Raw genomic sequence first — 24,653 nt, forward strand, 5'->3', positions numbered from 1 at the left:
AGGCTCGGGCAGCAAGAATCGTCCGTCCGGCCTGCACGCCTTGCCCGACGGCGCGCCTAGAAGCGCGATCCGGGCTGCTTGAGGAAGGCCAGTTCTTCCGCGCTGCTGTCGCGGCCCAGCACCGCGTTGCGGTGCGGGAAGCGGCCGAAACGCGCGATGATTTCCTGGTGCTTGACGGCCCACTCCAGCACATCGACCCGGCCCGCCGTGTCCTGGCGCAGCGCGGTGGTTTCGCGCACGGAGATCTCCTGGTCGGCCAGGGACTCGGCATGCTCGAACGGCAGATAGCAGAACACGCGATGCCAGGGCGTCGGCAACTGCCGGTCCCAGCCTTCGGCCAGCATGCGCCGCGCCACGGCCAGCGCCTGCGCATCGGTGGCAAAGCTGCGCGCCTCGCCACGGAACATGTTGCGCGGGAACTGGTCCAGCAGCACGATGCGCGCGCAGGCGCCCTCGGGCGTCACAGACCAGTCGTCGTTTGCATCGTCATGCGCAGCCTGCCAGACCGGCAGGAATTGCTCGCGGATCCTGGCATCGAAATCGTCCGATTTGGCAAACCACTCGCGCCGCGACACATCCCATCCGGGCGATCCGGGCAGGCCGAACCAGAACGCCAGCACGGCCTGTGCGTCGGCGGGCAGCGGCCTAGCGCTGGACATTGCGCATCCAGTCGGCGGTCTGGAACAGCGCCTGCATCAGACGCATCTGCAGAGACTCCGGCAGCCCCACATCCTGCATCGCCAGCGCCATGCAGCGCATCCACTGGTCACGCTCGCTGGTGCCGATTTCGAACGGCAGGTGGCGCGCCCGCAGGCGCGGGTGGCCAAAGCGCTCGATAAAGTAGTTCGGGCCGCCCAGCCAGCCGCACAGGAACCAGAACAGCTTGTCGCGGGAGCCGTCCAGCGACGGCGGATGCAACGCGCGCAGTCCGGCGAACTCGGTTTCCAGGTCCATCAGGTCATAAAAACGGTCGACCAGTTCGCGTACGCGCCCTTCGCCGCCAATCAGTTCATAGGCGGTGATTTCTTCGCGATTGTCTTCGGGTTCTGCAGGTTCGGTAATCATGGCCAATCAATTCACATCGCGCAGCGTGGCAAGCGCCGGCTGCCGCAGCACCTCGCGCAAGCCGAGCCAGCCGCCGGCAAAAGCGCACAGCATGCCAGAAACCACGCCGACCGGCACAATCCACGCATTGAAGCGATACGGGAAGTCGAACACGAACTGCGACAGTCCCCAGCCTACGGCAATCGCGCCCAGGCTTGCCAGAAAGCCCGCCAGCCCCCCCACCACAAGGAATTCAGCGTACTGGGTCTGCCGCACCAGCGACGCCGGCGCGCCAAGCGCCTTGAGCAGGCCGGCATCGCGCTTGCGTTCGTCGCGCGCCCCGGACAGTGCGGCATAGAGCACTGTCACACCGGCCAGCAACGTGAAGACGAACAGGAATTCCACCGCCGCGATCACCTGGTCCAGCACGTTCTGGATCTGGCGCAGGATCAGGTCGGTATTGACCACCGTGATGTTCGGGAAGGCGGCCGTCAGCCGGTTGCCCAGCGCCGCCTTGGCCGGCGGCAGGTAGAACGACGTGATAAACGTCTCGGGCAGGCCCTGCATCTTGGCAACCGGCAGGATCACGAAGAAGTTGACGCGCATCGAGCCCCATTCGAGCTTGCGCAACGATGTCACCGGCGCCTCGACGATCTGGCCCGCCACATCGAAACGCAGCGTATCGCCCAGCCGGATATGCAGCGTCCTGGCGATGCCCTCCTCCACCGACGCCCCGCCTTCCCAACGGCCAGCCACCACTTCGTTGCCGTCGGGCATCTTGTCCATGTACGACAGGTTGAATTCGCGCTCCACCAGGTTGCGCGCACGGCCGTCCGGGTAGCTGCTGGCCTGCACCGGCCGGTCGCCGATCTGGATCAGGCGCCCGCGCACCATCGGAAACAGCAGGTCATCGACCCCGCTCGTCGCCAGCATGGCGCGCAGCGGCTCGCGCTGGTCGGGCTGGATATTGATGATGAATCGGTTCGGCGCGTCGGCCGGCGTGGCATTGCGCCAGGAATCGATCAGGTCGTTACGGGTCATGCCCAGCAGCAGCAACGCCATCAGCCCCACCGCCAGCGCCACGGTCTGCAGCACGGTCACGCCGCGGCGCCGCTCCAGCACCGCCAGCGCAAAGCGCCACCCCACGCTGCCGCGGGCACGGCCGCGCATGGTGCGTGACAGCGCCATCAGCAGGCCCAGCGCCAGCAGCGCGAACACCACCCCGGCGCCAGCGAAGCCGCCTGCCGTGGTCAGGCCAAGCTTGAGGTCGCGCGCCGCCACCATCAGCAGCGCCACGAACGCGCCCAGGCCCAGCGCATAGGCCACCCAGGCGGAAATCGGCGGCACGCCCACGTCGCGCCGCAACACGCGCAGCGGCGCAATGCGCGTCAGCGCCAGCAGCGGCGGCAACGCAAACCCGGTCAGCAACACCAGCCCGGCTGCCACGCCAACCATGGCCGGCACCCACGAAGGATGGGGCAGCGACACCTGCAGCAGGCCTCCCAGCGACATCAGCAGGCCGTAGTGCGCCGCGTAGCCCAGCGCCACGCCCACGATGGCGCCGCCCAGGCCCAGCAACAGGAATTCGATACCGAACGCTGCCAGGATCTGGCCGCGCGACAGGCCCATGCACTTGTACACGGCGCAGGCATCGGTATGGCGCTGCATGTAGCGGCGCGCGGACATCGCAATGGCAACCGCCGCGATCATCGACGACAGCACCGCCACCAGCGACAGGAACCGCTCGGCGCGATCCAGCGTCGCGCGCATCTGGGGCTGCCCGGACTCCAGCGATTCCACGCGCGTATTGCGCAGATGACGCTGCTCGATCTCGGCAACGGCCCATTTGCGATAGGCCTCGCCGGCGGCATCGGGGCCCGCCACCAGCAGGCGATAGGTCACGCGGCTGCCCCAGCCGATCAGCTTCGTGGCTTCGAGGTCCGACATCGGCAGCAGCACGCGCGGGGCGAAGTTCATGAAGCCGGCGCCACGATCCAGTTCCTGCGTGATGATGCGGTCGATGCGGAACGTCTTGCTGCCAAGCTGCAGTCCGTCACCGACCCGCAGGTTCAGGGCGATCAGCAGTGCCTCGTCCACCCAAACGGTACCGGGCGCCGGAATGCCTTCGGCGTTCGATTCCGGCCCGCCGGGTGTCTGCGTGACCTTGAGCCGGCCGCGCAACGGATAGCCGTCGGTCACGGCCTTCAGCGCGCCAAGCTGGCTGGGTGCCTCGCCCTGCGCCGGCGCGCCGTTGGCACGTGCCGTCGCCATGCTCGGAAAGGTAACGGTCTGGGCCACCTGCAGGCCGTCGCGCCTGGCACGGTCACTGAACGCGGCGTCGAACGGCTGATCGGAGATCAGCAGCACATCGGCGGCAATCATCTGCCGCGCGTCGCGCTCCAGCCCCAGGCGCATGCGGTCTGCCAGGAAGCCCACGCTGGTCAGCGCGGCCACGGCCAGCACCAGGGCGAACAGCAGCAGCGTCAGCTCGCCGGCCAGCCAGTCGCGGCGCGCCATGCGCAGGGCCTGGCGCCAGGGGGAAAACCTTGCTTGGGGAACCACGGAATCGGAGGCAGTCGACATGTTCGGCTGACAGTTGGAAAGAAGGATTCAGGGACGATGCGGCGGCTGCTTTGCCGGCGGCGTGGATGCCTGCGCCTTGTCGCGCAGGCTGGCATGCAGGCGCCGTGCGCCGCGCCACAGCTTGGGCACCAGCCACGCGGCCAGCACCAGGAACAGCACCAGCAGGATCAGGAATACGACCGGCAGGAAGAACGCCAGCAGCAGCCCGCCGACCGTGCCGATATCCTCGGTAAATGAGGCCACCCAGTTCGAAAAAGGTTCGGGCGACACATTGATCAGCGCCCGTGTACCAGCCTTGGCGGCATGGGCGGTGCCGGCCAGCGTGCCGCCAATCAGGCCGGCCGCCACGGTCCACTGCGGGTCCATGTGGCCGAACGCGGCCGCCGCCAGGATCGCCCCGGCCGGAATGCGGATAAAGGTCTGGATGCCGTCCCAGACGGTGTCGAACCCGGGCACCTTGTCGGCCACGAACTCCGCCACGGTCATCGCCGCGGCCACCCCGATCACCCACCAGGACGACAGCACCTGCAGGCCCGACGGCAGGTCAAGCCAGCCCAGGCGGGCCAGCACGCCCGCCGTCAGCACGGCCAGGTACAGGCGCAGGCCACTGGCCCAGGACATGCCCGCAGCCAGCGCAGCGGTTTCCAGCATGGAAGCTCCTCGCGACCGAGCGCGCGTTCAACTTCCGGTGAGTGTAACGCCAGCGGCGGTCAGGGGCCTTCCTTGCCGTCCGGGCCGTACCAGGGCAGCGCCTCCTGGGGTGTCAGGATGCCCGTGGGCTCGGCCGCCCGGTAGCCGGGCAGCTGCTCCAGCCGGCGCGCAAAACCGGGGTCGGACAGCAGCGACAGCAGCCCCTGCATCCACGGCGCGGTCTGGTCGTTCTTGCGGATCGCCAGGTAGTAGGCCTCGTGCGTGAGCGGCACGAACGTCAGCCCGCGTGCCTCGGCGTTCATGCGCAGGCCAAAGCCCACCTGGGCGCGCCCGGCGTGTACAGCTTCGGCCACCTTTTCGTTGCTGAACTCGGTTTCCTCGTAGCCCGTGATCTGGTCGGGATACAGGCCATGCGTGGCCAGCAACTGGTCGAACAGCATGCGCGTGCCCGAACTGCGCTGGCGGTTCACAAAGCGCGCGCCGGTACGCGGCAGGTCGCGCAGGTCGCGCAGTTCGCGGGCCAGGTCGGGTGCCACGATCAGCCCCTGCTCGCGCCAGGCCAGGCGCACCAGCCGCACGGTGGCCGGGCGCAGCCACTTGCGCAGCGTCACGTGCGCCACCGAGCCGGCGGTCTGGATCGGCGACACATAGAAGCCGGCCAGTTCGGACTGGCGCTCCTGCAGGCAGACCAGCGCCTCGACACTGCCGCAGAACACGGTATCCAGCTGCAGCGGCATGGGCTTTTCGCGCAGCGCCGCCGACAACGTTTCAACGGCCGGATCGTGGCTGCCGGAAAAATGCAGCACCGTTTGCGGCGCCGCCGCATCGTCGAGTTCGCTCAGGAATTCCGCCATGGCCCGCTGCATGGCCGGATCGATGGTTTCGCGCAGGCGCAGTTCGGCCCGCAGCAGGCGTTCGCCAAAGCGCGTCAGCGATGCCCCCCGGCCGCGCTCCATGTCGAGCATGGGCCGGCCCAGCATGTCTTCCCAGGTGCGCATCACGCCCCAGGCGTGACGATAGGACAACCCGATTTCCTGTGCCGCGCGGTGCAGCGACCCCGTTTCGCGCACTGCCTTGAGCAGCTGGAACACCTTCCCGTTGGCACGCGGGTTGTCATCGGCGGCGATCACCGGAAACAGGTCGAAACGGAATGTCATATGTTCTGCCTTGCATAACTGCGCGACTATGTGGCTCGATGACAAGCGTTTGCCCCGGTTTCCACGACGATTCCGGGCATTCTCCACGGCAATCGTCGCGATGGCAATTATGATACGTTCAGCATAAGTACAGACGCACGGCGCCAGCGCAAGTACAGCGCAAGGCACATCGGCCGGCTTAGCTGGCGGGTGCCGATTCCAGGCGGGGAAGCTGGGGCAGGTCGGAGGCCACCTCGGCAATCATGCGGCGCAGCCACATCACGTCCGGGGCGGCATGGCAGCGCTCGTGCCAGAGCTGGTAGAAGCGCATGCGCGGGAACTGCACCGGCGACGGCACCATGCGGATCGGCAGGTACTGCGCATAGTGGGCGGCAAACTGGCGGCCCGTGGTGAACACCATGTCGGTTTTCATCAGCACATAGGGCACCAGGCCAAAGTACGGCAGCGTGACCTGGATATTGCGCTTGTAGCCCTGCTCTGCCAGCGCCTGGTCGATCATGCTGCGCTGCATCGACGCATACGGCGCGGGCGCCAGGTGCGGCATTTCCAGGTAGTGGCGCAGCGTCAGCCCGTGGCGCGCCAGCGGGTGCTGGGCGCCCAGCATGCAGACCACCTCGTCGTCGAACAGCGGCGAGATGTGCAGGTGCTCGGGCGGCGACAGCCAGTTGCCCACCACGATGTCCAGATGGCCCTGCTCCAGCGCATCGAGGAAATCCGTCGACTGCGTCATCGGATGCACGAACAGCTTGGCGCCGGGCGCCAGCCGGCGCACGCGCTCGACGATATTGGGCAGGAAGAACGCATCCAGGTAGTCGGGCGCGCCCAGATGGAACGTGCGCGTGGTGGTGGCAGGATCGAACTGCTGCGGCGGGCGGGCGATGCGATCCATCGCCGCCAGGCTCTGTTCGGCCAGCAGCAGCAGTTCGCGGCCGCGCTCGGTTGGCACCATGCCGCTCTTGCCGCGCACCAGGATGGCGTCACCGGTGATTTCGCGCAGCCGCTTGAGCGTGTTGCTGATGGCCGGCTGCGACTGGCCCAGGCGGACGGCGGTGCGGGTCACGCTCTGCTCGGTGAGCAGGGTGTGCAGTACCCGCAGCAAATAAGTATCGAGATGGTCGCGTCCGTGCATGGCAGATGCCACCGTGCTCTTTTGGCAGGCGCGGGTGGCGTGGGGGAAGGGAACGGCGCATAGTGTAAGACAGCCACCCCGGATGCGGTCAAATCCGGCCTCTCGTCCGGATGCACTACGGGTAGACCCGTAGATCGGCGCCAGGCCGCTCCGGGGCAGCGATTGCGGGGATGCGGCGCCCGCCGGCACGCGCCTTGATGGGGCATATCACATGGGCCAAATATTGCAGGAAAAGACCCGGTGCTATGTTTCCGCCATCCCCGAAAGAGAGAAGACCATGGAGACGCAAACCATCCGCTTTTTCCACCGCGGCCAGGTCCAGGAAGTATCCGACGCCCCCGTGACACGTACCGTGCTGCAGTACCTGCGTGAAGACGTGCGCTGCACCGGCACCAAGGAAGGCTGCGCCGAAGGCGACTGCGGTGCCTGCACCGTGGTGATCGGCGACCTGAAGGCCGACGGCAACGTCGAATTCAAGGCCGTCAACGCCTGCATCCAGTTCCTGCCCACCCTGGACGGCAAGGCCCTGATCACCGTCGAGGACCTGCGCCAGGCCGACGGCGCCCTGCACCCGGTGCAGGAGGCGATGGTCGAGTGCCACGGCTCGCAGTGCGGCTTCTGCACGCCCGGCTTCGTGATGTCGCTGTGGGCGCTGTACCAGCAGCACACGCCCGGCGGCGAACCGCCGGCACGCCAGGAAATCTGCGACGCGCTGACCGGCAACCTGTGCCGCTGCACCGGCTACCGCCCGATCGTGGACGCCGGCCAGCGCATGATGGCCCTGCCCGCCCCGACGGCCAGCCGCCTGAACCCGAAGCAGATCGCCGACACCCTGCGCAACCTGAAGCGTGGCGAGACGTTCCACTACAACGTGAAGGGCCAGCACTTCTACGCCCCGCGCACCGCTGCCGAATTCGGCGCGATCAAGGCTGCCGAGCCCAATATCCGCATCCTGGCCGGCAGCACCGACGTGGGCCTGTGGGTCACGAAGCAGTTCCGCGAACTGGGCAACCTGCTCTACGTGGGCCAGGTGGAAGACCTGAACACGATTGCCGAGCGCGATGGCTTTGTCGAGATCGGCGCCGCCGTGACGCTGGAAAAGGCCTACGCCGCGCTGAACGTTGCCCATCCGGAGCTTGAGGAATTGTGGAAGCGCTTTGCGTCGCTGCCGATCCGCAATGCCGGCACGCTGGGCGGCAACGTCGCCAACGGCTCGCCGATCGGTGATTCGATGCCCGCCCTGATTGCGCTGGGCACCGAGGTGGTGCTGCAGCATGGCAGCGTGCGCCGCACGATGCCGCTGGAAGACCTGTACCTGGCCTACCAGAAGACGGCCATGGTCGAGGGCGAATTCGTGGCCGCGCTGCGCGTGCCGGTCAAGGGTCCGCAGCATTTCCGCACCTACAAGCTGTCGAAGCGTTTCGACGAGGACATCTCCGCCGTGTGCGCCGCGTTCGGCATCACGGTGGAGAACGGCATCGTCACCGCCGCGCGCATCGCGTTCGGCGGCATGGCAGCCACGCCGAAGCGCGCCGCACTGGCCGAGGCTGCGCTGACCGGACAGCCCTGGAACGAAAGCACCGCCCGCGCCGGCATGACCGCGCTGGGCCAGGACTACACGCCGCTGAGCGATATGCGTGCCACCGCCGACTATCGCAGCCGTGGCGCCGCCAACCTGCTCTATCGCTTCTGGCTGGAAACGCGCGATGGCGCGCTGCCCGCCGCCATGGTCAATGTCCGCGCAATCGGGGCCGGAAACCCCATGGGCGCCGCTGAAACCGTGAGCGCCTGAGGAGAGCCCGCATGAACAAGCAAACCGAACCCTTCCTGCTCGACGCCAGCGTGGCCGCCGAATCCACCCCGGTGGTCGGCATCTCGCGCCCGCACGAATCGGCCCATCTGCATGTGGCCGGCACCGCCACCTATACCGACGACATTCCCGAGCTTGCCGGCACGCTGCATGCCGCGCTGGGCATGAGCACCAAGGCCCACGCACGGCTGAAGACGGTCAACCTGGACCGCGTGCGCAAGGCGCCCGGCGTGGTGGCCGTGCTGACCGTGGACGACATTCCCGGCGTCAACGACTGCGGCCCGATCATCCACGACGACCCGATCCTGGCAAAGGACGTGGTGCAGTTCATCGGCCAGCCAATCTTTGTGGTGGTGGCGTCGTCGCATGACGCCGCGCGCCGCGCCGCCCGCCTGGCCGACATCGACTACGAAGACCTGCCCCCGGTGCTGACACCCGAGGCCGCCCATGCGGCCGGCAGCTACGTGCTGCCGCCGATGCACCTGACGCGTGGCGAACCGGTCAAGCACCTCGATGGCGCCAGGCATCGCGACAGCGCGAAGATCCATCTCGGCGGCCAGGAACAGTTCTACCTGGAAGGCCAGATCGCCTACGCCGCGCCGCGCGAAAACGACGGCATGCACGTCTGGTGCTCGACGCAACACCCGACCGAGATGCAGCACGCCGTGGCCCACATGCTGGGCTGGCACGCGCACCAGGTGCTGGTGGAATGCCGGCGCATGGGCGGCGGCTTCGGCGGCAAGGAATCGCAGTCGGCCATGTTCGCTTGCTGCGCGTCGCTGGCGGCCTGGAAGCTGCTGTGCCCGGTCAAGCTGCGTCCGGATCGCGACGACGACATGATGATCACCGGCAAGCGCCACGACTTCACGTTCGACTTCGACGTGGGCCACGACGACGCCGGCCGCATCGAGGGCGTGCGCGTGGAGATGGTGTCGCGCGCCGGCTTCTCGGCCGACCTGTCGGGCCCGGTGATGACCCGTGCCATCTGCCACTTCGACAACGCCTACTGGCTGCCGAACGTGCAGATCGACGGCTACTGCGGCAAGACCAACACGCAGAGCAATACCGCCTTCCGCGGCTTCGGCGGCCCGCAGGGCGCGTTTGCCATCGAGTACATCCTCGACAACGTGGCGCGCAACGTGGGCAAGGACTCGCTGGAAGTGCGCCGTGCCAACTTCTACGGCAAGGGCGAGCGCAACGTCACGCCGTACGGCCAGACCGTGGAAGACAACGTCATCCACGAACTGATCGACGAACTGGTGGCAACGTCCGAATACCAGGCCCGCCGCGCCGCCACGCGCGAATTCAACGCCAAGAGCCCGGTCCTGAAGAAGGGCATCGCCATTACGCCGGTCAAGTTCGGCATCTCGTTCAACGTGGCGCACTACAACCAGGCCGGCGCGCTGGTGCACGTCTACAACGACGGCTCGGTGCTGGTGAACCACGGTGGCACCGAAATGGGCCAGGGCCTGAACACCAAGGTGGCAATGGTGGTGGCACACGAGCTTGGCATCCGCATGGAACGCGTGCGCGTGACCGCCACCGATACCAGCAAGGTTGCCAATACGTCGGCCACGGCGGCATCGACCGGCGCCGACCTGAACGGCAAGGCCGCGCAGGACGCCGCGCGCCAGATCCGCGAACGCCTGGCAGCCTTCGCCGCCCGCAAGGCCGGCGTGGCGCCCGATGCCGTGCGTTTCAACGACGACCTGGTGATCGCCGGCGAACTGCGCCTGTCGTTTGGCGACCTGGCCCGCGAAGCCTACGTGGCTCGCGTGCAGCTCTGGTCGGACGGCTTCTACACCACGCCCAAGCTGTACTGGGACCAGAAGGCGCTGCATGGCCGCCCGTTCTACTACTACGCCTACGGGGCTGCGTGCTCCGAGGTGATCGTCGATACGCTGACCGGCGAATGGAAGCTGCTGCGCGCCGATGCGCTGCACGATGCCGGCAAGTCGCTGAACCCGGCCATCGACATCGGCCAGGTGGAAGGCGCGTTCATCCAGGGCATGGGCTGGCTGACCACCGAGGAACTGTGGTGGAACCAGAACGGCAAGCTGATGACGCACGCCCCGTCGACGTACAAGATCCCGACGATCAACGACTGCCCGGAAGACTTCAACGTGCGGCTGTTCCAGAACAGCAACGTCGAGGACAGCATCCACCGGTCCAAGGCCGTGGGAGAGCCGCCGCTGCTGCTGCCGTTCTCGGTGTTCTTCGCCATCCGCGATGCCATTGCGGCCGTGGGTGACTACCGGGTCAATCCGCCGCTGCGCGCGCCCGCCACCAGCGAAGCGATCCTCGATGCCGTGGAAGCCGTGCAGGCCGTGATGGCTGCGCAGGCCGCCGGGACCGAAGCCGTACCCGCCTGACGCCAGTCAGGCCAGACAGTCAGCCAGAGAGACACCATGCAGGACGCCCCGCTCAAACCGTTCCGCTTCGCCGATGCCTCCCGCTGGGTGCGCGCCGGCGTGCCCGTGGCGATGGTCACCATCGTCGACGTCAAGGGCTCCGCGCCGCGCGAGCCGGGCATCCGCATGCTGGTCACGGCCAGCGACCTGGTTGGCACCATCGGCGGCGGCCATCTGGAATGGCGCGGCATGGATATCGCGCGGGCGATGCTGGCCAACCGCCATGTGCGCGGCAATCCCCTTCGCCGCATCGAGCGCATTCCGCTGGGCCCGGCGCTGGGCCAGTGCTGTGGCGGCGTGGTGAAGCTGGCATTCGAGGTGCTGGGCGAAGCCGACCTGGCCTGGCTCGACGCCGTCGAAGCGGCTTTCCGGGCCGGTCGCGCGCTGCAACGCACGGTGCCGCTGGCTGGTGCGATCACGGTGGACGCCAGCCGCGCGCTGCTGCCGACGGCAGTGCTGCAGGCCGACGACAGCTGGACCGACACGCTGGTGCCCGACGAAATGCACGTGGTGCTGTTCGGCGCCGGGCACGTGGGCCACGCGCTGGTCAAGGTGCTGTCGACGCTGCCTTGCCGCGTGCATTGGGTGGACGAACGCGACACGCTGTTCCCGGGCGGCCTGCCCGACAACGTGGCGGCCGAAGCCACCGACACGCCCGAAGCCGTGGTCGACCAGGCGCCGCCCGGTTCGTACTTCATCGTCATGACGCACAGCCACGCGCTGGACCAGCAGCTCTGCGAGCGGATCTTCCGCCGCACCGATTTTGCGTATTTCGGGCTGATCGGCTCGAAGACCAAGCGCGCCCGGTTCGAGCACCGCATGGTGGAGCATGGCGTGGACCCGGCGCGCCTGCCGGAGATGACTTGCCCGATGGGCGTTGCGGGCATCACCGACAAGGCTCCGGCTATGATTGCGGTTGCCATCGTCGCCCAGCTTTTGCAGGTTCGCGAGCAGCGCATCGCCGCGCTGCGCGCCAACCGGCTGGAGACGGTGCTTCCGTAACAGCACAGCCGCGATCCGGCTGTCAGTCATAGAAAAGAGGCCCCATGACCATCGATGCCGCGCTGGCGGACAAGATCCGCCGTACCCCCAAGGCCGAACTGCACGTGCATATCGAAGGCACGCTCGAACCCGAGCTGATCTTCCGGCTGGCCCAGCGCAACAGCGTCAAGCTGGCCTACCCCGACGTGGAGGCGCTGCGCGCGGCCTACGCGTTCACCGACCTGCAATCGTTCCTGGACATCTACTACGCCGGCGCCAGCGTGCTGCTGACCGAGGAAGATTTCTTCGACATGACGATGGACTACGTCAAGCGCGCCGTTGCCGACAACGTGCGCCATGCCGAGATCTTCTTCGATCCGCAGACCCATACCGAGCGCGGCGTGCCGATCGGCACCGTGATCGACGGTATTTCGGACGCGCTGGCGCAAGCCCGCACCGAATACGATTTTTCCAGCAGCCTGATCCTGTGCTTTCTGCGGCACCTGCCCGAAGAAGACGCGTTCGCCACGCTGGAGGCCGCGCTGCCCTACCGCGACCGCTTTGTCGGCGTTGGCCTGGATTCGTCCGAACGCGGCAACCCGCCGGAGAAGTTCGCGCGCGTGTTCGCCAGGGCGAAGGAACTGGGCCTGCACCTGGTGGCGCATGCCGGAGAGGAAGGCCCTGCCCAGTACGTGACCGACGCCCTGGACATCCTCAAGGTCGAGCGCATCGATCACGGCGTGCGTGCGATCGATGACGCGGCGCTCGTGCAGCGCCTGGCGCGCGAACGCATCGCCCTGACCGTGTGCCCGCTGTCGAACCAGAAGCTGAAGGTCTATCCCGACCTGCGCGACCATTCGCTGAAGCAGCTGCTCGATGCCGGCGTGGCCGTGACGCTGCACTCGGACGATCCGGCTTACTTTGGCGGCTACATGAACGCCAACTGGGAAGCCACGTTCGACGCGCTGCCGCTGGACGCGGCCGATGCCCACAAGCTGGCCCGCAACAGTTTTGAAGCGGCCTTCCTGCCCGACACGCAGAAGGCCGAATTCCTGGCGGAGGTCGACCACTTCTGGTCGGCCACGCCCATGTCCCCGCCCGCAACGGCTCACGTGAGTACCACGAGCTAAGCGGGCGCATATCCAGAACGCCGGATGCCGCGCCCGCTGCCTGCATGGCACGGGCGGGGCGCCGGCCGCCCCGAGACAAGACGATGACGACGACTTCCCCCGCTTCCCGCACCAATGGTGCCGTCACCCGCGCCATCCGCGGCCGCATCCTTCATTTCCTGCGCGACCCGCAGTTCCATGACGATGCCTATCAGTATTGGGAAGACGGCCTGCTGATCGTGACGGCCGGCCGTGTTGCCGCCGTCGGTTCGTACGACAGCCTGGCGGGCGAGATGCCCGCCGACGCCGAGGTGATCGACCATCGCGGCAAGCTGATCGTGCCGGGCTTCATCGACACGCACATCCACTATCCGCAGACCGATATCATCGCGTCGCCGTCGCCGGGCCTGCTGCACTGGCTCGACACCTACACGTTCCCCGAGGAACGCCGCTTCAGCGACGCCGCCTACGCACGCGGCGTGGCCGACTTCTTCACCGACGAACTGCTGCGCAACGGCACCACCACGGCCATGGTCTGGAGCACCGTGCATGCCGCCTCGGCCGACGGCCTGTTCGCCGCCAGCCAGGCGCGCAACATGCGCATGATCACCGGCAAGGTGATGATGGATCGCAACTGCCCCGAATTCCTGCGCGACACGGCCGAGTCCGGCGCACGCGAGTCGGCCGACCTGATTTCGAAGTGGCACGGCAAGGATCGCCTGGCCTACGCCATCACGCCGCGCTTTGCGCCGACGTCCACGGAAGCGCAGCTGGCCGCCTGCGGCGAGCTGGCCCGTGCCCACGACGACGTCTTTATCCAGACCCACGTGGCCGAAAACCGCGACGAGGTGAAATGGGTGGCCGAGCTGTTTCCCGACGCCCGCAGCTACCTGGACGTCTACGACCGCTACAACCTGCTGCGCCCGGGCGCGTTCTACGGGCACGCGATCTACCTCGACCCCGAGGATCGCCGCCGGCTGGCCGACAGCGGCGCGGCGGTGGCCCACTGCCCCACGTCGAACCTGTTCCTGGGCAGCGGCTTTTATGATTTCCACCAGTCCGACGCCAACCGCCTGAACGTGACACTGGCCACCGACGTGGGCGGCGGCACGTCGTTCTCGATGTTCCGCACGATGAACGCGGCCCACAAGGTGGCGCGCATGGGCGGCTATCACCTGACCGCCCTGCGCATGTTCTACCTGGCCACGCGTGCGGCGGCCGAGGCACTGGGCTGGCAGGACCGCATCGGCAGCTTCGAGCCGGGCTGCGAGGCCGATTTCCTGGTGCTGGACCCCGAGGCCACGCCGCTGATCGCGCGCCGCAGCCACCGCTCGGAAACGCTGGAGGAACAACTGTTCGCGTTTGCGATGCTGGGCGACGACCGCGTGATCGACAGCGTCTACATCATGGGCGAGGAGACGGCCGACGTGCCGGTGGCAGCCTGACCACACGGCCTTGCCGGCAAGGGGCTTTCCGGGCGCATGCGAACGGAAAGCCCCTTTTAGAGGCCATGTATTGACCGGAATCAACACAATCGTCATCAAACCCTTCTAGCCTGTCGCATCCGTGCGCCCTCAAGACTGGGCGCCACCGCATTCCGACTCGCTGGACCATCGATGACTGCCCGATCCGACACCCTTTCCGCTGCCGATGCCCAAGACATCGGCGCGGCGGCCGCCCCCGGCCAAGCCCGCCAGACTCACCAGAACCGCCCTGCCGGCAACGTTCCGCTGCCGGAACCCATCGCCTTCGAGGCACCGTTCCCCAATCGCAAGACCATCCGCAGCTGGCTGATCCCGCTGGGCCGCCGCAGCACGCCACGCGCGCTGATGCTGTTCGCGTTCGACTACGCGCTGTTCGCGGCCGTGCTGGCCGGCGTGGTACTGCTGTCGGCGTGGTGGGCCAAGGTGGGCCTGGGCGTGCTGGCCGGCCTGATCATCGCGCGGCTGTTCATCATCGGCCACGACGCCTGCCACCAGAGCCTGACCGACAACCGCAGCCTGAACAAATGGCTGGGCCGGCTGACCTTCCTGCCCTCGCTGACGCCTTACAGCCTGTGGGAAGTGGGCCATAACGTCGTGCATCACGGCTACACCAACCTGAAGGGTTTCGACTTTGTCTGGGCGCCCTACTCGCTCGAGGAATTCCGCGCGCTGCCGCGCCGCCGCCGTGTGATGGAGCGCATCTACCGCAACGGCGTTGGCGCCGGGCTGTACTACCTGATCGAGATCTGGTGGTTCAAGCTGTTCTTCCCGAGCAAGCGCCAGATGGCCACGCGCCGCCCGATCTTCATGTGGGACTGCACGCTGGTGGCCGCGTTCGGCGCGCTGTGGATCGGCGCGCTGGCCTGGCTGGCCATCGCCACGGACCAGTCCGTGCTGCTGATGATCGGCACCGGTTTCGTGCTGCCATTCCTGGTCTGGAACACCACGGTCGGTTTCGTGCTCTACGTCCATCACACGCATACAAGCGTGGCCTGGTACGACACCAAGCCGATGTGGGCCAAGGCCCAGCCGTTCGTGTCGACGACCGTGCACCTGCGCTTCGGCATGGGCATTGGCGCGGCGCTGCATCACATCATGGAACACACGGCGCACCACGTGGACATGAGCGTGCCGCTGTACCAGCTCAAGCGCGCGCAGGCGCTGCTCGAACACGCGCTGCCGGGCCGCATCATCATCGAGAACTTCTCGTGGCGCTGGTACTTCCAGACCGCCCGCCGCTGCAAGCTCTACGACTTCAAGGCCCTGTGCTGGACCGATTTCCGCGGTCGCCAGACCAGCGAGAACAGCCCCGTGCCGGCCTGAGAATCATTCGCAAAGACATCGCAAAAAAGCCAGATTGATGGACATTACCCATCGGTCTGGCTAAAATGCGGGCTTCCATTGGGGAGTAGCCGCCCTGATCTCACCGCGCCGCGCAATGCGGCACCCGGAAGACAGGGGCGTACGTCAACAGACTTGACCAAATGCCGGTTCGGCAGGCGGTTATGGCGTGCGCAGCCCAGGACCTTGTGTCCGGCGCCTGGCGAGACCGATGACCATACCTTTCTGGCCGGGCCGGGAAAGGTATGTGTCATTGGCATCTCGCGAGATGCGTTTGCGGCCCGGTTATTGCACCTATAAAAATGGAATCGTTCCTCGTCTCCACAGGTATCGTCGCACTCGCCGAAATGGGCGACAAGACGCAGTTGCTGTCGCTCGTGCTGGCCGCGCGGTATCGCAAGCCTCTCCCCATCATCCTTGGCATCCTGATCGCCACCCTGGTCAACCACGGCTTTGCCGGCGCGCTGGGCGGCTGGATTACCGGCGTGCTGGGCGCCAACCTGCTGCGCTGGATTCTTGGCCTTGGCTTTATTGCGATGGCAGGCTGGATGCTGATTCCCGACAAGCTCGACGACGCCGAGGAAGCCAAGCCGGTCAAGGGCGCGCTGGGCATCCTGGGCACCACGATCGTGGCGTTTTTCTTTGCCGAGATGGGCGACAAGACGCAGATCGCCACCGTAGCCCTGGCAGCGCGCTTCCATGGCGAAGTGCTGGCCGTGGTTGCCGGCACCACGTTCGGCATGATGCTGGCCAATGCACCGGCCGTGCTGCTGGGCGACCGCTTCGCCAACAAGATGCCGATCGCGCTGGTCCACAAGATTGCGGCGGCCATCTTCCTGGTGCTGGGCCTGCTGGCGCTGTTCAACGTGGGCGGCTGATGCCACATCGGCAGCACAAATAAAAAAACGGGGCCGAAGCCCCGCTCAAACCCTCGCCGGTCCGGTACAGCCGGCTGCTGACTGCGCAGCCTCCGGACCGTCGATCACCGATGCCCGGTCAAATTAGTTGGTCGTCTTTGCGCCGCCCTCGAACCACTGGCCCAGCAGGGCACGTTCGTCGTCCGTGATCTGGGTGACGTTACCCAGCGGCATGGCCTTCTGCTGCACGGCCTGCTGGTAGATCAGCTGGGCGTGCGACTTGATACCGTCGGCGCTATCGAGCTTGATGCCCTTGGCGGCCGTCGGCATCATCTTCGGCTGCTCGGCATGGCACTGCACGCAGCGCGTGTTCATGATTTCCTGCACCTTCACGAAGCTCACGGCCGTTGCGGCGGCGTCGCCGTCAGCGCTCTTGGCGACTTGCGGACGCGGCTGCGGGGCGATCAGGAATGCCACCAGGCCCAGGCATGCCACACCGGCGGCCGGCCACGCGATGTTGATCTTGCCCTTGTGCTTCAGGATGAAGAACTGACGGATCATCACGCCAGCCAGCATCACCATGATCAACACCAGCCAGTTGTTCTTGGCCGCGTACGTCATGCTGTAGTGGTTGGACAGCATCGCGAACAGCACCGGCAGCGTGAAGTACGTGTTGTGCACGCTGCGCTGCTTGCCGCGCTTGCCGTGGATCGGGTCCACCGGCTGGCCGGCCTTCAGTGCCGCCACCACCTTGCGCTGGCCCGGAATGATCCAGAACAGCACGTTCGCGCTCATGATCGTGGCGATCATCGCGCCGGTCAGCAGGAATGCCGCACGGCCCGCGAAGATATGGCAGGCCACGAAAGCTGCCACGGCCACATACACGGCCACCAGGATGCCCACGGTCCGGTCGCTCTTGCCGAAGATGCGGCAGATCGCGTCATAGACCACCCAGCCAACGATCAGGTACGTCACGGCAAAGCCCACGGCGGCGCCGGGCGACATGTCGTAGACGTTCTTGTCGATCAGGAACGTGCTGGCGTTGAACAGGTACAGCACCACCAGCAGCGCAAAGCCGCTCATCCACGTGGAGTACGACTCCCAGTAGAACCAGTGCAGGTTCTCGGGCAGCGACTTCGGTGCGGTCAGGTATTTCTGCGGGTTGTAGAAGCCGCCACCGTGCACGGCCCACAGTTCGCCATCGACGCCCTTGTCCTTCAGGCCGGTATCGATGGGACGCGTCAGGCTGTTGTCCAGCCAGACGAAATAGAACGACGAACCGATCCAGGCGATCGCCGTAATGACGTGCAGCCAACGCAACAGCAGATTGGCCCAGTCGAGAATGTAGCCTTCCATGACTTGTCTCCTTGTTCCCGTCCGCCTTGACTCAGCTGCCGCGGTAGGTCGAGTACGACCACGGCGACACCAGCAGGGGCACGTGGTAGTGCGCGTTCGTGTCGGCAATGCCGAAACGCAGCGTCACCACATCAAGGAATGCCGGCTCGGGCAGTTTCACGCCCTGGGCACGGAAGTAGGCGCCAGCGCCGAAATCGAGTTCGTAGACGCCAGGCTGCAGGTCGGCCCCATCCAGCAGGGGCTGGTCGGCACGGCCGTCGTGGTTGGTCTGGATCGACTTCAGCGTCTCGCGACGATTGTCGACAATTTTATGCAGGGTAACCGACATGCCGGCACCGGGCGTACCGGCGGCAGTGTCGAGAACGTGAGTGGTCAAGCGTCCCATCCTGTTCTTCCTTTGGAGTGTGGGTTGTGAGGGGCGCCGCTGCCTTCACTAGCACCATTTGTGGGAAATGGTGCCCGCTCGGTACGTGTTTCAACGCATCCCGGCGCTGGATTGGTGCGAGGCGACAATGCGCCTGCCCTATCCTGATGACAACTCGGTAAATACCCGTAGTTGTCGGAAACCTGGGTCGGTTTTGTTGACAATGGTGCTTGCATATCCAAATAATTGTCAACAATTTTTAGATCGGCGAAGCCAAATGATCGATATCAAGACCCTTGATGTTGATGTGTGAACGGCTCGTTACGATCGCTGACCATCGCCTCTCCTGCTTTTACGAGTGCCCAGCATGTCCAAGAATCTCAAGCTGATTGCCGCCGACGCCCTGCCCGCGCCCACCGATAACAAGCCCGCCCGCAAGGGGTCGGTGGAAGAGCGCATGTATCACGAGATCTACGACGCGATCATGGAGCACCGGCTGCCGCCCCGGACCAAGCTGACCGAGCATTCGCTTTGCGAAATCTATGCCACCGCACGTCACACCGTGCGCAAGGTGCTGTCGCGCCTGGCCGCCGACGGCATGGTCGACTTGGAGCCGAACCGCGGCGCGTTCATTGCCAGCCCGTCCACCGACGAGGCCCATGACATGTTCGAGCTGCGCCAGATGCTGGAACGCGCGGTGCTGGAAAAGCTGGCCGCCATGCCCAACGTGCGCAGCGTGATCGCCCCGCTGCGCAAGATGGTGAACGACGAGCGCCAGGCCTTCCTGACCCACGAGCGCCCGACCTGGATCCGCCTGTCGGCCGAATTCCACACCGCGCTGGCCGAGCTTTCCGGCAACGAACTGCTGGTGACGATGATGCGCCGGCTGGTGTCGCGCACCACGCTGATGATTGCCAGCGTGGAAGCCCCGGGTCACAACGCCTGCTCGTTCGACGAGCACGACGACATTCTCGACGCACTGGAACAGGGCGATGCCGCACTGGCCCAGTCGCGCATGGCGCACCACCTTGGCGCCTGCGCGGACCGCGTGCAGCCGGACGAGCCCGGCAACTTCGATCTTCGCACCGTGCTGGGCCGCTCCACCTAGCACGATGTTCCCGCCGCCGGGCAACAGAGTCCCCTGTTGCCGATGCAGGCCCACCGGTTTTCCGTCGCTGATCAAGCCCGCCAGAGGCGCGACTGAAACCGGACAAGAACCGCCAACAATCGCCCACGACAAGAGGCGACGACAAGGCGGTCAAGGGTGGAACCCGGCGCGCGTTCCCATCGAAACCAAAGGAGAGGAGACACACCCATGAATTCCGCAAGCACCACGGTCCCCACGGATCTGACAAACGAGCGGCTGCCCTCCGGGCGGTTGCTGGCGCTGGGCCTGCAGCACGTGCTGGTGATGTATGCCGGCACCGTTGCCGTCCCGCTTATCGTCGGCGGCGCGCTCAAGCTCCCGAAGGACCAGCTGGCCTTCCTGATCAATGCCGACCTCTTCGCGGCGGGCCTGGCAACGCTGATCCAGGCCTTCGGATTCTGGAAGTTCGGCATCCGCATGCCCGTGATGATGGGCGTCACGTTCGCATCGGTGGCGCCAATGATCGCCATCGGCAACGATCCCAACGTGGGCCTGCTCGGCATCTATGGCGCGGTGATCGCGTCCGGGGTGTTCGGGATACTGATTGCGCCGATGATGGGGCGCATGCTTGGACTGTTTCCGCCCGTCGTCACGGGTACGGTGATCACGCTGATCGGCGTGTCGCTGATGCGCGTGGGCATCAACTGGGCCGGCGGCGGCCAGCCCACCACCCGCGCCGTGATCGACGGGGTGGTCAAGGAGGTGCCGAACCTGGCCTATGGCGATCTTGGCAACCTTGCCATCGCCGGCCTGGTGCTGGTGGTGGTGCTGTTGCTCACGCGCTTCGGCCGTGGCCTGGTGGCCAACTGCGCGGTGCTGCTGGGGATCATCATCGGCACGCTGGTGGCCATGGCCATGGGCAAGGTGTCGTTCGAAGGCCTGCATGAAGCCAGCTACGTGGCCGTCATCACGCCGCTGCACTTCGGCATGCCGACGTTCCAGCTGACCGCCGTGCTGTCGATGTGCATCGTCATGCTGATCACGCTGGTGGAATCCACCGGCATGTTCCTGGCCCTGTCGGACATCACCGGCCGCAAGCTGAGCACCAGGGACCTGACCGCCGGCCTGCGCGCCGACGGCCTGGGCACCGTGATCGGCGGCGTGTTCAACACGTTCCCGTACACGTCGTTCTCGCAGAACGTGGGCCTGGTCACGGTGACCGGCGTGCGCTCGCGCTACGTGGCGGCGGCCGGCGGCGTGATCCTGATCGCCTTCGGCCTGTTCCCGAAGATGGCGCACGTGGTGGCTTCGGTGCCGCAGTTCGTGCTGGGCGGCGCGGGCATCGTGATGTTCGGCATGGTGGCAGCCACGGGTATCCGCATCCTGGGTGCCTGCGACTTCAACCGCAACCGCCACAACCTGTTCATCGTGGCGATTTCGATCGGCTTCGGCATGATCCCGACCCTGTCGCCGACGCTGTTCCAGTACCTGCCCAAGTGGACCGACCCGTTCACGCACAGCGGCATCGTGCTGGGCACGATCGTGGCCGTGGCGCTGAACCTGTTCTTCAACGGCATCCAGTCGGCCGAGGAAGCCATGCGCAGCGCCGCCGCGAACACCCACGGCACGGAGTAACGCCGCTTGCGAACCAGGAACAATTAACCCTCGACAATCGGACTCGACAATTTCGCGCAGACAATCCGCAACGCTTTGCGCGCCGTTTGTCAAGTCCTTCGGCGGAACTCTGGCACGCGCTTTGCGTAAGCCAGTGCGCTCCGGGTTCCGGCCAGGCCCTCGCCCGATCAAGCGGGTCGGGGGCAGCAGTTTGGATTTCTCTCCTGAAGCAGACACAACGAGATGACACACGATAACTATCCACGCGATCTCATTGGCTATGGCGCACAGCCACCGCACGCCCGCTGGCCGGGCGGTGCGCGTATCGCGCTGCAGTTCGTGCTCAATTACGAGGAAGGCGGCGAGAACTGCGTGCTGCACGGCGACGCCGCATCCGAGCAGTTCCTGTCCGAGATCGTCGGCGCCGCGGCCTATCCCGCCCGGCACATGAGCATGGAAGGCATCTATGAATACGGCTCGCGTGCGGGCGTCTGGCGTATCCTGCGCGAGTTCGAACGCCGCAAGCTGCCGCTGACGATCTTCGGCGTGTCGATGGCCCTGCAGCGCCATCCCGAGCTGACGCGCGCGTTCGTAGAGCTGGGCCACGAGATCGCCTGCCACGGCTGGCGCTGGATCCATTACCAGAACCTGGACGAAGCCACCGAGCGCGAGCACATGCGCATCGGCATGGAGATCATCAAGGAACTGACCGGCGAAATGCCGCTGGGCTGGTACACCGGCCGCGATAGCCCCAACACGCGCAAGCTGGTGGTGGAGCACGGCGGCCTGCTGTACGACGCCGACTACTACGGCGACGACCTGCCCTTCTGGACCGAAGTGGAAGTGACCGGCGGCGAGAAGAAGCCGCACCTGGTGGTGCCGTACACGCTCGACTCCAACGACATGCGCTTTGCCACGCCGCAGGGCTTCAACACGGGCGAGCAGTTCTTCCAGTACCTGAAGGACGCGTTCGATGTGCTGTACGCCGAAGGCGACCCCAGCGGCCAGGACCAGCCGAAGATGCTGTCGGTGGGCATGCACTGCCGCCTGCTGGGCCGCCCGGGACGTTTCCGCGCGCTGCAGCGGTTCCTGGACTACGTGCAATCGCACGACAAGGTATGGATCTGCCGGCGCGTCGACATCGCGCGCCACTGGATCGACACCCACCCGTACCGGAGCCAGGCATGAGCCAGAACACCTACACCATCACCCAGCTGAATGCGATGCCCGAAGCCGAGTTCATCAAGGTACTCGGCGGCATCTACGAACACTCGCCGTGGTTTGCCGAAGCGGTCGCGAAGCAACGCCCGTTTGCCAACGCCGCCGAACTGGCCGCCGCGCTGCGCAGCGCGGTCGACGCAGCCGGCCAGGACGCCCAGGTCAAGCTGGTGCGCGCCCACCCGGAACTGGCCGGCAAGGCCGCGGTGCGCGGCGAACTGACCGCCGAATCCACGCGCGAGCAGGCCGGAGCCGGCCTGGACCAGTGCACGGCCGAGGAATTCCAGCGCCTGCAGGACCTGAACACGGCCTACAACCGCAAGTTCGGCTTCCCGTTCATCCTGGCCGTGCGCGGCTACGACCGGCACGGGATCATCGACGCTTTTGCAAGGCGTATCGAGAACGAGCCGGCGGTGGAGTTGCAAACATGCATCAACCAGATTCACCGCATTGCGCAGTTCCGCCTGAACGACTTAGTATCCGCCTGAAAAAAAATCCACGGCAGTAAAGAGAGAGAGAAATTCAGGAACGTTCAGCGACTCAGCATCGCTGTAAAACAGGTACCTCGGCCGCGCCGGTTCGCACTGCACCGGCAGACTTCCGTGCACGGCCGGGGTACCACGCAGAAGAAGACCCCGTCAGGGTCCCGGCACACAAGAAAACGTTCTGAGCAGCATCACAACCACGGAGGTCTTACATGACGAAGCAGTACAAGCCGGCTCTCAAGCTGGCGGCAATCGCGGCTACCCTTTTTTCCGGCGCAGCCATGGCCCAGTCCAGCGTCACGCTGTACGGCCAGGCTGATATGTTCGTCGGCGGCATCAAGAACCCGGGCAGCAATGACCGTGCGTTCGTGGCCAACTCCGGGGGCATGCAAACCTCGTACTGGGGCATCAAGGGTACCGAGGATCTGGGTCTGGGCACGAAGGCCATCTTCGACCTGAACGGCTTCTTCCGCACCGACAGCGGCAGCGGCGGCCGTTTCAACGGCGACTCGATGTTCAGCCGTAACGCCTACGTCGGCCTGCAGAACGACCGCTACGGCGCCGTCAAGCTGGGCCGCAACACCACGCCGTACTTCGTGTCGACGATCCTGTTCAACCCGCTGGTTGACTCGTACGTCTTCAGCCCGATGATCTTCCACACGTACTTCGGCGCCAACAACGGCACCGTGTACGACCCGGGCATCATCGGCGATTCGGGCTGGAACAACTCGATCGTCTACTCGACGCCGAACTTCGGCGGCCTGACCGCCAACTTCATCTACAGCTTCGGCGAATCGGCCGGCAACTCGAGCAAGAACAAGTGGGGCGGCAACGTGACCTACTTCTCGGGCCCGTTTGCGGCAACGCTGGCCTTCCAGCAGGTCAAGTTCGACAACACCCCGTTCGACCTGACCAACCCGCCGACCACGCCGAACGCGAATACGCCGTACATCGTTGGCTTCGACAAGCAATCGGCCGTGCAGGCTGGCGCGTCGTATGACTTCAAGATGCTCAAGGTCTTCCTGCAAGGCCAGTACATCAAGACCAACGTGAACGCCAACGCCAACGGCGACATCAAGCACATCGACGGCCAAGGCGGCGTTTCGGTGCCGGTGGGCGCCGGCAACGTGCTTGCGTCGTACTCGTACGGCCGCGTGCTGAACGAACTGTCGAGCTTCAAGCGCAACACGTTCGCGCTGGCGTACGACTACAACCTGTCCAAGCGCACCGACGTCTACGCTGCGTACTACTACGACAAGATCACGGGCCTCGAGCACGGCGACAGCTTCGGCGTGGGCGTCCGCCACAAGTTCTGATCCTGCTGTCGGCATCACCGCAGAACTGAAGCCTGCCCGTCGCGGCAGGCTTTTTCTTGCGCGCAACAGTCTCTCTTGCGCCACAATGCTGCGCCGCAGCGCGGTCTTGCGCAGATGCAGCAGGATCGGAAGCCATTGCTCCATAGGCCGATTCAATTGGCGACTCCCCCCCGTTCTACCTAGATTGGTCTTCCGGACTGTGTGCCGGACCACGTAAACCAGGACGAGTGAGGTGACGCATGCGGCGCTATGTGAAATCCCGATCGGAACTGATGGCCATCCTGAGCCAGTGCCTGGATAACAACCCGGAATGCGGTGAGGTGGAATTGCATGCGATGCGCGTGCATTCGCCGGACCACACCGGTTGCAACTGGAGCGCTGAGGTCGATTTTCGCCAGGACACCTTCGACGATCTGGCACAGCAGATGGCCGCGGCCCGTTCGATCATCGTGGTGATGCGGGAGCAGTACAACGTGTTGCAATAGCCAGGAGTATTGGCTGGCGCGCACGCCAACCGTGCGTACTGACCCGCCGACGCGCTGACACCCCGGCAGACGTGCCAGCGCACCGACAAAAAAACCGGGCCGCGAGAGACTCTCGCGGCCCGGTTTCCTTTTGCGACCATCAGATCTGCAAAACTCGCAGATCGGATGCAG

21 protein-coding genes and 1 riboswitch are annotated in these 24,653 nt (G+C 65.8%); of the genes, 13 read left to right on the forward strand and 8 right to left on the reverse strand.

The window, feature by feature from the left end; all coding sequences use genetic code 11:
- Positions 1-56 precede the first annotated feature (56 nt).
- From A9J21_RS20515 to A9J21_RS20540, 6 genes are all read right to left on the reverse strand, one after another.
- A complete protein-coding gene (locus tag A9J21_RS20515; RefSeq protein WP_066739000.1) occupies positions 57-659 on the reverse strand; it encodes a DUF924 family protein in 603 nt (200 codons plus the stop codon).
- A complete protein-coding gene (locus A9J21_RS20520) occupies positions 646-1,065 on the reverse strand; it encodes a group II truncated hemoglobin (RefSeq protein WP_066739038.1) in 420 nt (139 codons plus the stop codon). The genes A9J21_RS20515 and A9J21_RS20520 overlap by 14 nt, the downstream gene beginning before the upstream one ends.
- A gap of 6 nt (positions 1,066-1,071) precedes the next feature.
- A complete protein-coding gene (locus tag A9J21_RS20525; protein WP_066739001.1) occupies positions 1,072-3,627 on the reverse strand; it encodes an ABC transporter permease in 2,556 nt (851 codons plus the stop codon).
- 27 nt (positions 3,628-3,654) lie between these two features.
- Entirely contained in the window at positions 3,655-4,278 is a 624-nt protein-coding gene (locus A9J21_RS20530) for a DUF4126 domain-containing protein (RefSeq protein WP_066739002.1), read from the reverse strand.
- Positions 4,279-4,337: 59 nt separating this feature from the next.
- Positions 4,338-5,435: a substrate-binding domain-containing protein gene (locus A9J21_RS20535; RefSeq protein WP_066739003.1), complete on the reverse strand. Its 1,098-nt coding sequence runs from the start codon at positions 5,433-5,435 to the stop codon at positions 4,338-4,340.
- Between the two features lie 178 nt (positions 5,436-5,613).
- Positions 5,614-6,564 carry a LysR substrate-binding domain-containing protein gene (locus A9J21_RS20540; RefSeq protein WP_066739004.1) on the reverse strand — a complete coding sequence of 317 codons (951 nt, stop codon included), beginning with the start codon at positions 6,562-6,564 and terminating at the stop codon, positions 5,614-5,616.
- A 277-nt stretch (positions 6,565-6,841) separates the two neighbouring features.
- On the opposite strand from A9J21_RS20540, the gene xdhA reads away from it, so the two are divergent.
- From xdhA to A9J21_RS20575, 7 genes are all read left to right on the forward strand, one after another.
- Entirely contained in the window at positions 6,842-8,356 is a 1,515-nt protein-coding gene (xdhA, locus tag A9J21_RS20545) for a xanthine dehydrogenase small subunit (protein ID WP_066739005.1), read from the forward strand.
- Positions 8,357-8,367: 11 nt separating this feature from the next.
- The gene (xdhB, locus tag A9J21_RS20550; protein ID WP_066739006.1) at positions 8,368-10,746 is read left to right on the forward strand and encodes a xanthine dehydrogenase molybdopterin binding subunit; all 2,379 of its coding nucleotides are present in this window, start codon (positions 8,368-8,370) and stop codon (positions 10,744-10,746) included.
- A 36-nt stretch (positions 10,747-10,782) separates the two neighbouring features.
- Entirely contained in the window at positions 10,783-11,787 is a 1,005-nt protein-coding gene (gene xdhC / locus A9J21_RS20555) for a xanthine dehydrogenase accessory protein XdhC (protein ID WP_066739007.1), read from the forward strand.
- 44 nt (positions 11,788-11,831) lie between these two features.
- On the forward strand, positions 11,832-12,896 hold the full coding sequence (locus tag A9J21_RS20560; RefSeq protein WP_066739008.1) for an adenosine deaminase: 1,065 nt from the start codon (positions 11,832-11,834) through the stop codon (positions 12,894-12,896).
- An 83-nt stretch (positions 12,897-12,979) separates the two neighbouring features.
- Positions 12,980-14,320: a guanine deaminase gene (gene guaD, locus A9J21_RS20565; protein ID WP_066739009.1), complete on the forward strand. Its 1,341-nt coding sequence runs from the start codon at positions 12,980-12,982 to the stop codon at positions 14,318-14,320.
- Positions 14,321-14,491: 171 nt separating this feature from the next.
- Positions 14,492-15,682 (forward strand): fatty acid desaturase, encoded by a 1,191-nt coding sequence (locus A9J21_RS20570; protein ID WP_066739010.1) that lies wholly within the window; start codon positions 14,492-14,494, stop codon positions 15,680-15,682.
- Between the two features lie 68 nt (positions 15,683-15,750).
- A riboswitch (yybP-ykoY riboswitch) is annotated at positions 15,751-15,935 on the forward strand.
- A gap of 67 nt (positions 15,936-16,002) precedes the next feature.
- Positions 16,003-16,578, forward strand: coding sequence for a TMEM165/GDT1 family protein (locus A9J21_RS20575; protein WP_066739011.1), 576 nt, complete (start codon positions 16,003-16,005; stop codon positions 16,576-16,578).
- A 123-nt stretch (positions 16,579-16,701) separates the two neighbouring features.
- Here the strand turns inward: A9J21_RS20575 and A9J21_RS20580 are convergent, their stop codons facing one another.
- Together A9J21_RS20580 and uraH are read right to left on the reverse strand one after the other, a co-directional pair.
- Complete coding sequence (locus A9J21_RS20580) at positions 16,702-17,913, reverse strand: urate hydroxylase PuuD (RefSeq protein ID WP_066739012.1); 1,212 nt, start codon at positions 17,911-17,913, stop codon at positions 16,702-16,704.
- Positions 17,914-17,944: 31 nt separating this feature from the next.
- The gene (gene uraH / locus A9J21_RS20585) at positions 17,945-18,298 is read right to left on the reverse strand and encodes a hydroxyisourate hydrolase (RefSeq protein ID WP_066739013.1); all 354 of its coding nucleotides are present in this window, start codon (positions 18,296-18,298) and stop codon (positions 17,945-17,947) included.
- 346 nt (positions 18,299-18,644) lie between these two features.
- Here uraH and A9J21_RS20590 point away from each other — a divergent pair, with 346 nt between their 5' ends.
- From A9J21_RS20590 to A9J21_RS20615, 6 genes are all read left to right on the forward strand, one after another.
- On the forward strand, positions 18,645-19,385 hold the full coding sequence (locus A9J21_RS20590; RefSeq protein ID WP_066739014.1) for a GntR family transcriptional regulator: 741 nt from the start codon (positions 18,645-18,647) through the stop codon (positions 19,383-19,385).
- Positions 19,386-19,592: 207 nt separating this feature from the next.
- Positions 19,593-20,999 carry a nucleobase:cation symporter-2 family protein gene (locus tag A9J21_RS20595; RefSeq protein ID WP_066739015.1) on the forward strand — a complete coding sequence of 469 codons (1,407 nt, stop codon included), beginning with the start codon at positions 19,593-19,595 and terminating at the stop codon, positions 20,997-20,999.
- Positions 21,000-21,221: 222 nt separating this feature from the next.
- The gene (gene puuE / locus A9J21_RS20600; protein WP_066739016.1) at positions 21,222-22,166 is read left to right on the forward strand and encodes an allantoinase PuuE; all 945 of its coding nucleotides are present in this window, start codon (positions 21,222-21,224) and stop codon (positions 22,164-22,166) included.
- A complete protein-coding gene (uraD, locus tag A9J21_RS20605; RefSeq protein WP_066739017.1) occupies positions 22,163-22,684 on the forward strand; it encodes a 2-oxo-4-hydroxy-4-carboxy-5-ureidoimidazoline decarboxylase in 522 nt (173 codons plus the stop codon). The genes puuE and uraD overlap by 4 nt, the downstream gene beginning before the upstream one ends.
- A gap of 209 nt (positions 22,685-22,893) precedes the next feature.
- The gene (locus A9J21_RS20610) at positions 22,894-23,997 is read left to right on the forward strand and encodes a porin (RefSeq protein WP_066739018.1); all 1,104 of its coding nucleotides are present in this window, start codon (positions 22,894-22,896) and stop codon (positions 23,995-23,997) included.
- A 239-nt stretch (positions 23,998-24,236) separates the two neighbouring features.
- The gene (locus A9J21_RS20615; RefSeq protein WP_029051014.1) at positions 24,237-24,482 is read left to right on the forward strand and encodes a hypothetical protein; all 246 of its coding nucleotides are present in this window, start codon (positions 24,237-24,239) and stop codon (positions 24,480-24,482) included.
- The last annotated feature ends 171 nt before the right edge of the window (positions 24,483-24,653 follow it).

It is taken from the genome of Cupriavidus sp. D384, from assembly GCF_001652915.1.
GTDB lineage: Bacteria > Pseudomonadota > Gammaproteobacteria > Burkholderiales > Burkholderiaceae > Cupriavidus.